The 7,793-nt window shown below is 67.0% G+C and carries 11 protein-coding genes; 6 read left to right on the forward strand and 5 right to left on the reverse strand.

Features of this window, described 5'->3' with window-relative positions; all coding sequences use genetic code 11:
* The first annotated feature begins 41 nt into the window (after positions 1-41).
* A complete protein-coding gene (locus tag SCH01S_RS10440; RefSeq protein WP_169746387.1) occupies positions 42-593 on the forward strand; it encodes a DUF3617 domain-containing protein in 552 nt (183 codons plus the stop codon).
* 9 nt (positions 594-602) lie between these two features.
* Here SCH01S_RS10440 and SCH01S_RS10445 read toward each other — a convergent pair whose 3' ends face one another.
* The gene (locus SCH01S_RS10445) at positions 603-1,595 is read right to left on the reverse strand and encodes a serine hydrolase domain-containing protein (protein WP_052733900.1); all 993 of its coding nucleotides are present in this window, start codon (positions 1,593-1,595) and stop codon (positions 603-605) included.
* Positions 1,596-1,738: 143 nt separating this feature from the next.
* On the opposite strand from SCH01S_RS10445, the gene SCH01S_RS10450 reads away from it, so the two are divergent.
* Complete coding sequence (locus tag SCH01S_RS10450) at positions 1,739-2,086, forward strand: hypothetical protein (RefSeq protein WP_046348757.1); 348 nt, start codon at positions 1,739-1,741, stop codon at positions 2,084-2,086.
* A 185-nt stretch (positions 2,087-2,271) separates the two neighbouring features.
* Here SCH01S_RS10450 and mnmA read toward each other — a convergent pair whose 3' ends face one another.
* Positions 2,272-3,381 (reverse strand): tRNA 2-thiouridine(34) synthase MnmA, encoded by a 1,110-nt coding sequence (mnmA, locus tag SCH01S_RS10455; protein WP_046348758.1) that lies wholly within the window; start codon positions 3,379-3,381, stop codon positions 2,272-2,274.
* A gap of 142 nt (positions 3,382-3,523) precedes the next feature.
* On the opposite strand from mnmA, the gene SCH01S_RS10460 reads away from it, so the two are divergent.
* The 4 genes from SCH01S_RS10460 to SCH01S_RS10475 all read left to right on the forward strand — a co-directional run bounded on the left by SCH01S_RS10460 (position 3,524) and on the right by SCH01S_RS10475 (position 5,311).
* Complete coding sequence (locus tag SCH01S_RS10460; RefSeq protein WP_157032897.1) at positions 3,524-3,784, forward strand: hypothetical protein; 261 nt, start codon at positions 3,524-3,526, stop codon at positions 3,782-3,784.
* Positions 3,785-3,888: 104 nt separating this feature from the next.
* Positions 3,889-4,188 carry a CtrA inhibitor SciP gene (gene sciP / locus SCH01S_RS10465; protein ID WP_046348760.1) on the forward strand — a complete coding sequence of 100 codons (300 nt, stop codon included), beginning with the start codon at positions 3,889-3,891 and terminating at the stop codon, positions 4,186-4,188.
* Between the two features lie 200 nt (positions 4,189-4,388).
* Positions 4,389-4,595, forward strand: a complete 207-nt coding sequence (rpsU, locus tag SCH01S_RS10470) for a 30S ribosomal protein S21 (protein WP_046348761.1) — start codon at positions 4,389-4,391, stop codon at positions 4,593-4,595.
* A 131-nt stretch (positions 4,596-4,726) separates the two neighbouring features.
* Complete coding sequence (locus SCH01S_RS10475; RefSeq protein WP_046348762.1) at positions 4,727-5,311, forward strand: FKBP-type peptidyl-prolyl cis-trans isomerase; 585 nt, start codon at positions 4,727-4,729, stop codon at positions 5,309-5,311.
* A gap of 132 nt (positions 5,312-5,443) precedes the next feature.
* Here the strand turns inward: SCH01S_RS10475 and SCH01S_RS10480 are convergent, their stop codons facing one another.
* The 3 genes from SCH01S_RS10480 to acpS are packed head-to-tail and all read right to left on the reverse strand — an operon-like array spanning position 5,444 to position 7,790.
* The gene (locus SCH01S_RS10480; RefSeq protein WP_046348766.1) at positions 5,444-6,463 is read right to left on the reverse strand and encodes an AI-2E family transporter; all 1,020 of its coding nucleotides are present in this window, start codon (positions 6,461-6,463) and stop codon (positions 5,444-5,446) included.
* A gap of 38 nt (positions 6,464-6,501) precedes the next feature.
* A complete protein-coding gene (gene lepB / locus SCH01S_RS10485; protein ID WP_084689512.1) occupies positions 6,502-7,392 on the reverse strand; it encodes a signal peptidase I in 891 nt (296 codons plus the stop codon).
* Positions 7,389-7,790 (reverse strand): holo-ACP synthase, encoded by a 402-nt coding sequence (gene acpS, locus SCH01S_RS10490; protein ID WP_046348763.1) that lies wholly within the window; start codon positions 7,788-7,790, stop codon positions 7,389-7,391. The genes lepB and acpS overlap by 4 nt, the downstream gene beginning before the upstream one ends.
* Between the last annotated feature and the right edge of the window lie 3 nt (positions 7,791-7,793).

The following is a 7,793-nucleotide window of genomic DNA, read 5'->3' on the forward strand; positions in this document are numbered from 1 at the left end:
GATGCCGCCGTCGCAACGACGGGCGCCGAGAGGGGGAAGACATGAGGGTAACGATCGCGCTCGCGCTGCTGGTGCTCGCTGCGTGCAACAAGCAGCCGGACCTGAAGCTCAAGAACGCGACCGCGGAGGAGGTCGCGGCCAAGGCGAAGGCGGCGGGCGCGGGAGAGATGCGTCCGGACCCGGGCCAGTGGCAGGTCATGACCAGCATGAAGCTGCTGGACGTCGCGGGCGTTCCGGAAGCGGCTGCCGCGCAGATGAAGCGGGCGATGGCACGCACCACCACCAACATGCAGTGCCTGACCCCGGAGGACGTGCAGAAACCGAACCTCTTCGCCGGCCCCGAAAACAGCCGCTGCAAATATGACGACTTCAACATGAAGGGCGGCAAGATCAAGGCGACGATGCACTGCCCCGGCCAGGCGGGCGGCGAGATGGCGATGACGCTGGACGGGGCCTACACGCCCAAATCCTACCGGGTGCTGGCGACGATGGACATGCAGATGCCGAACGCGAGCCAGAAGATGAAGATGACGATGGAATCGATCGGCACGCGCATCGGCGAGTGCCCCGCCAAGGCCGCCGCCGTCCGCTGAGAACCGGCCTCAGCCGGCCGGCAACGCCGCCTGCGCGATCCGTTCGTACAGCGGGGTCACCGATTCCAGCCGGTCTTCGCGCGTATTGCCGAGCCGGACGAGCACGACCGAATGACCGCCCTTCGCGCCGGTGAACACGAACTGGCCAAGGTGCCCGCGCATCGACACGAGGCCGTTCGGCGACAGCCAGACGTGACCACCATAATGCGGGTTGGTCGGCGCCGGCGTCTTCAGGAAAGCGAGCCAGTCGGGCGCGACGATCTGCGTTCCGTCCGGTCCCTTGCCGTCGACCAGCAGCCGGCCCATCCGCCCCCAATCGTCGAGGCTCATGTGAATGAGCGAGCCGCCGACCTGCGTGCCCGATCCGTCGAACTCCAGGAACGCGCTCGTCACGCCCGCCGGACGGAACAGCCGCTGCTCGGCGAAGTCGCGATAGGCGCGGGCGCGAACGCGCGGATCGCGGCTGTCGGTCAGCGCCCGCGTGACGATCTCGGCCAGGATGATGCTGGTCAGCGAATCATAGTTGAAGTGGGTGCCGGGCCTGAACGCCAGCGGCCGCGCGATCGCCCGCGCCGCCATGTCCTGCGTGCCGCCCACGAACAGCACCTGGTTGGTGTCGCTGCTCTCGATCGGCTGCCCGACCTCGATGTGCCTGAGGCCGGACGACATATGCAGCAGCTGCCTGAGCGTGATGTTGCGCCGTGCATCGTCCCGCCATTCCGCGACCGGCGCCGGCGCATCCAGCTGCAGCTTGCCGTCCGCGACCAGCTCGCCGACCAGCAGCGCGGTCACGCTTTTCGCCATCGACCAGCTGATGAACCGGTTCGCATCCGAATAGCCAGCCGCATAGCGCTTCGCGACCGGCCGCCCGTCGACCAGCAGCAGCACCGCGCGCGTATCGCCCTGGTCCGGCGCGAACAGCGGCGCGATCGGATCGCGCGTGGCGGCCGAGCCGGGGATGGCGAGCGCGAGGGCGGAGGCGAGAAGGGCGGTCTTCTTCATGCCACAGCCTAACAAAATCCCGTCGGCCGAAAACCCCCTCCACGGTTCGGGCTGAGCTTGTCGAAGCCCTCTCTTTCTGTTCACTTGGACGAAGAAGAAGGGAGGGCTTCGACAAGCTCAGCCCAAACCGATGGGGGGAGCAGATGAGCTTCAGCAAGCGAGCCATGTTCTGGACGGCATCCCTTATTCTCGCAGCCCTCCTCCTCGCCGCCGCGCTCTACGCCCGCGCGATGCGGCCGCAGCTGGAGCTCGGCACCGGCTATGCCGCCCGGGTCGCCTGCGCCTGCCGCTACATCGGCAATCGGCCGTTGCAGCAGTGCTATAAGGATTTCGAGCCCGGCATGGAGATGATCCGCCTCTCCGAAAACGCGGCCGACAAGAGCGTCACCGCCAGCGTCCCCCTCCTCGCCCACCGCACCGCCCGCTTCGACCCGCTGCTCGGCTGCCAGCCGGAGCCGTTCAAGGGCCGCGACTATGTCATCCGGCGGTGACATGGACGATCTGGACAACATGGACGACATTCACATGGAATCGGGAAAATTTCCGATCCCCGCGCGTGAGACGCAGACCTGTTCCTACACATGGTCAAAGAGCCGTCGAGCCGTGACTCGACGGTCGAGAGCGTAGCCAAGGGCATCGGGTGTAGGACAGGCTGAAATTGTGCGTTCCCGCGGCATCACGCCGCAACCGCCAGCTCCGCCGCTTCCGTTGCTTCGATCCAGCCGCCCCCCAGCACGCGGTCGCCGGCGTAGAGCACGGCGGCCTGGCCGGGGCTGACGCCGTATTCCCCCTGGGGGAAGAGGATGCGGTCGCCGTCCAGTGCTGCGGGGACCGGCTTAGCGAGGGAGCGCACCTTGGCGGTGAGGGATCCCGTATAGCTGCCGCCGATCCAGTTGATGTCCGACAGGCGCGCGGCGCCGACGGCGAGCGCGCGCTTCGGCCCGACGATCACGCGCTGTTCGGCGGCGTCGAGGCGGATCACGTAGAGCGGTTCGGGCTGGCCGCCGAGTTCGAGGCCCTTCCTCTGGCCGACCGTGAAGTGGATCAGCCCCTTGTGGCGGCCGAGCACGCGGCCGGTGAGGTCGACGATCTCGCCTTCCGTCTCCGCCTCGGGCCGCAGCTTCCTGACCAGCCGGGCATAATCGCCGTCGGGCACGAAGCAGATATCCTGGCTGTCCGGCTTGGCAGCGACGCCCAGTCCCAGTTCCGCGGCAATCGCCCGCACTTCCGGCTTCGGCATGCCGCCGAGCGGAAAGCGCAGGAAATCGAGCTGCTCGCGCGTGGTCGCGAATAGGAAATAGCTCTGGTCGCGCGCCGGATCGGCGGCGCGGTGCAGCTCCGGCCCCTCCGGCCCCAAGACCCGGCGGACATAATGGCCGGTCGCAAGCGCATCGGCGCCGAGTTCGCGGGCGAGGCGGAACAGGTCCGTGAACTTCACGCCCATGTTGCAGCGCACGCAGGGGATCGGCGTGCGGCCGGCCAGATATTCGTCGGCGAACTGGTCGATCACGCTCGTCCGGAACGCGCTTTCGTGATCGAACACATAATGCGCGATTCCGAGCTTGTCGCAGACCGCGCGGGCATCGCGGATGTCCTGCCCCGCGCAGCAGCTGCCGGTCCGTCCGACCGCGGCACCGTGATCGTAGAGCTGGAGTGTCACGCCGATCGTCTCCGCGCCCGAACGAGCGGCGAGCGCGGCCACGACCGACGAATCGACGCCGCCGGACATGGCGACGACGATTCGCTTGCCCTTCAGATCGGGCCCGAGCTGGAAATCGGCCTGCATTGCGCGGCCATATAGGGGCGGCGGGGCGCTGCGTCACGAGCGGCAACGTCTTGCCCTCGTGTGGCAAAAATACCGCACCGGCCTTTACCGGCGGTTCAACTCCTGCCGCTAGACAGGGTGCAAGATATTCCGGGGGAAGGCTTTGTACCACGATCGACATCTGGCGGACTGGACGCGCAGCACCCAGCCCGTGCGGCCCAGTTTCGCGACGCTGGTCGCGGTGGCCGTCGCCCGCCAGGCCGCCAGCCCGACCGCCCAGGTCATCGCCGGCGCTGAAGCCGGGCCGATTTCGGCCGTATCCCTGGTCGAGCTGTTCGGTGAACGCCGCCGCAAGGGAAGCGTCGCCGGGGCCAGCTTCAACTCTGGTGTCGCGGCACTGCTAACGCCGGAGAAACGAACATAAGGTGGATATTTACCGATCGCGTTCAGAGTTCCTGAACCAGGAATCCATAGACCGCTCGTCGCGTACCGAGGCTCCCCAAAGAGCCGTTGTTGCTTGAGGAAAGAATGATCGAGAACCAGAAAATCCGCCCCGCCCAGGTGATTGGCCCGCTCGGCGAATCGCTGACGCTGGACACGCTGCCGCCCCCCAACACCAGCCGCTGGGTGGTGCGCCGCAAGGCGGAGGTGGTCGCCGCGGTCAATGGCGGATTGCTGAGCGTCGACGAGGTCTGCGAGCGTTACAATCTGACGGTCGAGGAATTCGCCGCCTGGCAGCGCGCGGTCGATCGTTCGGGCATGCCAGGGCTGCGCGTGACGCGCATCCAGCATTACAAGTCGCTGTACGAGCGCCAGCAGAAATACTGACGCGCATCCCTGACGGGATCGAGAAGCCCCGCCCTGAACCGGCGGGGCTTTTTGCTTGTCGACTCACAGGATCGCGTGTAGAGGCGGCGCAACGGCGCAGGCCCTGTCTGCGACGAACCATTAGCTATTGGTTGGCGTTTCGAGGGGCTGGTGCACCGGCCCGAAGCGCCGCAGCAAGAAGAACGGAGACTGACGGCCTTATGCAAATTCTCGTCCGCGACAACAATGTCGACCAGGCGCTGCGCGCGCTCAAGAAGAAGCTGCAGCGCGAGGGCGTCTACCGCGAGATGAAGCTGCGCCGTCACTATGAGAAGCCGTCGGAAAAGCGCGCCCGCGAGCGCGCCGCCGCGATCCGTCGCGCGCGCAAGCTCGAGCGCAAGCGCGCCGAGCGCGACGGGGTGAAGTAAGCCTCTTCCGCGTCACTCCCGCGAAAGCGGGAGTCCCGCTTCCTTTCGTCTCCATCAGAAGAAAAGCGGGATTCCCGCTTTCGCGGGAATGACGTAACGGGGGCGGACGACCTTTTCTCGGGAGCCCGCCGATGTCCGTGACCGCCGTGCCGATCCAGCCGACCCCGCGCCGCATGATCGGCGTGCTGTGGGCGGGCCTTGCCGTGTTGGTGATCGCCGCGATCGCGTTCGCCTGGCTCGGCACCTCTGCCGCTGTCGCGCAGACCGGCACGAACGAGCAGTTCCTCGCCTGGAACGCGCGCCAGCCGGGCGTGCAGACGACCGCTTCCGGCCTGCAGTACAAGGTGCTGAAGGAAGGCACCGGCGCGCACCCGACGGACACCGATGTCGCGCTGATCAAGTACAAGGGCACGCTTCGCGACGGCACGGTGTTCGACCAGAACGAGCGCGCTCCGCTGCCGGTCGCGCAGGTCGTGCCCGGCTTTTCCGAAGGCCTGAAGCTGATGCAGAAGGGCGGCAAGTATCGCCTCTGGATCAAGCCTGAGCTCGGCTATGGCGACCGCGACACCGGCGGCGCGATCCCGCCCAATTCGGTCCTCGTGTTCGACGTCGACCTGCTCGAGTTCATCCCGATGGCGGTGCTGCAGCAGATGCAGATGCAGCAGATGATGGGCGGCCAGGGCGGCGGAGCCCCGGGAGCGCCGGCGGGGCGGTAACGCCAACCCTCTCCCCGCGGGAGAGGGTCGACTCGCGCGGGAGCGCGAGCGGGGTGAGGGCGATCGAAGGCCTTCGCCCTCACCCTCCCAAGCCTGCGGCTTGGGCCCCTCCCTCTCCCGGTGGGAGAGGGGCTAAGCAGCCGCTGCCGCCTTTTCCTCTTCCCGCTCCGATCCGCGCTCCAGCGCGACCTTGATCATGGCGGTGATCGAATCGGCGAGCAGCAGGCCCATGAAGCCGAGCAGGGTGCCGAGCAGGATCTGTGCCCCCAGCGTGATCGCGGGCGGCATGTCGACCGTTCTCCGCGCGACATAGGGCAGCATCACATAGCCGTCGAAATTCTGGACGGCGAAATAGGTGCCGATCGCCCAGAGGCCGGTGTCCGGACCGGCGCTGAAACCGACCGCGACCATCAGCACGCCACTGACGAACGCGCCGATGTTGGGGATGAAGGCAAGCAGGCCGGTCAGGATGCCGAGCAGCAGCGCCATCGGCACATGGCCCAGGCTGAGCGCGATCCAGGTCAGCACGCCTTCGAAGAACATGCCGGCGAGACGGCCGGCCATCAGCCGCCGCAGCGTGTGCGCCATCCGCTCGATCGTGATTTGGGTCTGCGCGCGGTTGCGGCTGGGCACCAGCCAGGCAAGGCCGCGCTGATACAGCCGCGGTTCCAGCGCGATGAACAGCCCGAAGGCGACCACCAGCAGCACGCTGGACAGCACGCCGAACACGGTTCCGACATAGCCGGTCAGCTTGCCGACCGAGCCGACCAGCTGACGCCCGAAGCTCATCAGGTCGGCCTGTGCGGGCATGAAGCCCATGCCCGACAGCCAGTGCACGAAGCGCGTTCCCTGCGCCTGCAGCGTGACCTGAAGCTGCGACCATTGTGCCGAGATCTGGACGCCGGTCATGTAAAAGACGCCGAGCACAAACGCGATTGCGCCGAGCAGAACGATCGCGATCCGCAGCCCGCGCGGGATTGCCAGCACGCGCCCGAGCAGCCGCGCGCCGCCGTCCAGCATCGCCGCGAAGACCAGGCCGGCAAAGAGCAGCATGATCGGCTGGATCAGCAATACGATCAGGCCGATGCCAATCGCGAGGCCGAACCAGACGGTCGCCCGCTTCAGTTCCGCGCGAACGAGCGGATCGCGCATTTCATTGGGAGCGGCGGCCGTGACGGGCGCCGGCTCCGTCACTTGCTATCGGCCTCTTGCGGATGGAGCGAGGTGCCGGCGCGGCCGGGGCGCAACGCCTCGATCCAACTGATCGGGTTGTACCATTCGGCGGAGCCGTCCAGCGAGAAGGTGATGAACTCGGCGCGGCCGCCGATATTCTCCCACGGCACTGGCCCCCCCAGGCCGCCTTCGATCAGCGGCACGCGGCTGTCGGCCGAGCGATCGCGGTTGTCGCCCATCAGGAAGACCTGGTTGGGCGGGATCGTCAGCGGCGGGAAATCGTCTGCGCGGCTCGCGCCCAGCTCGATCGTGTCGTAGCTGCGGCCGTTCGGCAGGGTTTCGTGCACGATCGGCAGCTCGCAATAGGGCTTGTTGTCGGGCCCGGTGACCAGCCGGCCGGGGAATTGCAGGTCGCTGCACGGCGCGTTCTCGTCGACCGGGATCAGCCTGGGCGTCGGCTGGCTGCGCTTGATCGGCACGCCGTTGATGATGACGGTGCCGTTCCGCATCTCCAGCCGGTCGCCCGGCAGGCCGATCACGCGCTTGATATAATCCTGCTTCTCGCCCGGCGGGGAGACGATCACCACGTCGCCGCGCTCCGGCAGGCGACCGAACAGGCGGCCGTGAATATAGGGCAGCAGATGGAAGGTCGGCGACACGAACGACCAGCCATAGGGATATTTGGTGACGACCAGCCGATCGCCGACCAACAGCCCCGGCATCATCGATTCGGACGGGATGTAGAAGGGCTTGGCGATGAAGCTGTGAAAGCCGAGCACGGCCAGGATCAGCCAGAAAATGCCCTTGGCCTCGGCCGCCCAGTCGGTGCCTTTCTTCTTCGTCGCGGGAGGAGTCGCCGGCGCTGCGCTCTCGACCTTGTCGCCTTCGTTCACGTCAATCCCTCTCACAACGGCACCGCCTCGATGATGACGAACGCCTGTGCCCAGGGATGATCGTCGGTCAATGTCAAATGTATCTGGGCCTTGTGGCCAGCGGGCACAAGCGCGTCGAGCGCCGCCTTCGCGCCGCCTTCCAGCCTCAATGTCGGCCGGCCGGACGGCGCATTGACGACGCCGATGTCCTTCATGAACACGCCGCGCTTGAATCCGGTCCCGACGGCCTTGGAGAATGCTTCCTTGGCGGCAAAGCGCTTGGCGTAGGTGCCCGCGCGGGTGAACGGCCGCCGCGCGGCCTTGGCGCGCTCGATATCGGTGAACACGCGCCGCTCGAAGCGCTCGCCGAACCGGTCGAGCGAGGACTGGATGCGCTCGATCGAGCAGAGATCGGAGCCGAGGCCGATGATCAAAAA

This window comes from Sphingomonas changbaiensis NBRC 104936 (assembly GCF_000974765.1).
Lineage (GTDB): Bacteria > Pseudomonadota > Alphaproteobacteria > Sphingomonadales > Sphingomonadaceae > Sphingomonas_B > Sphingomonas_B changbaiensis.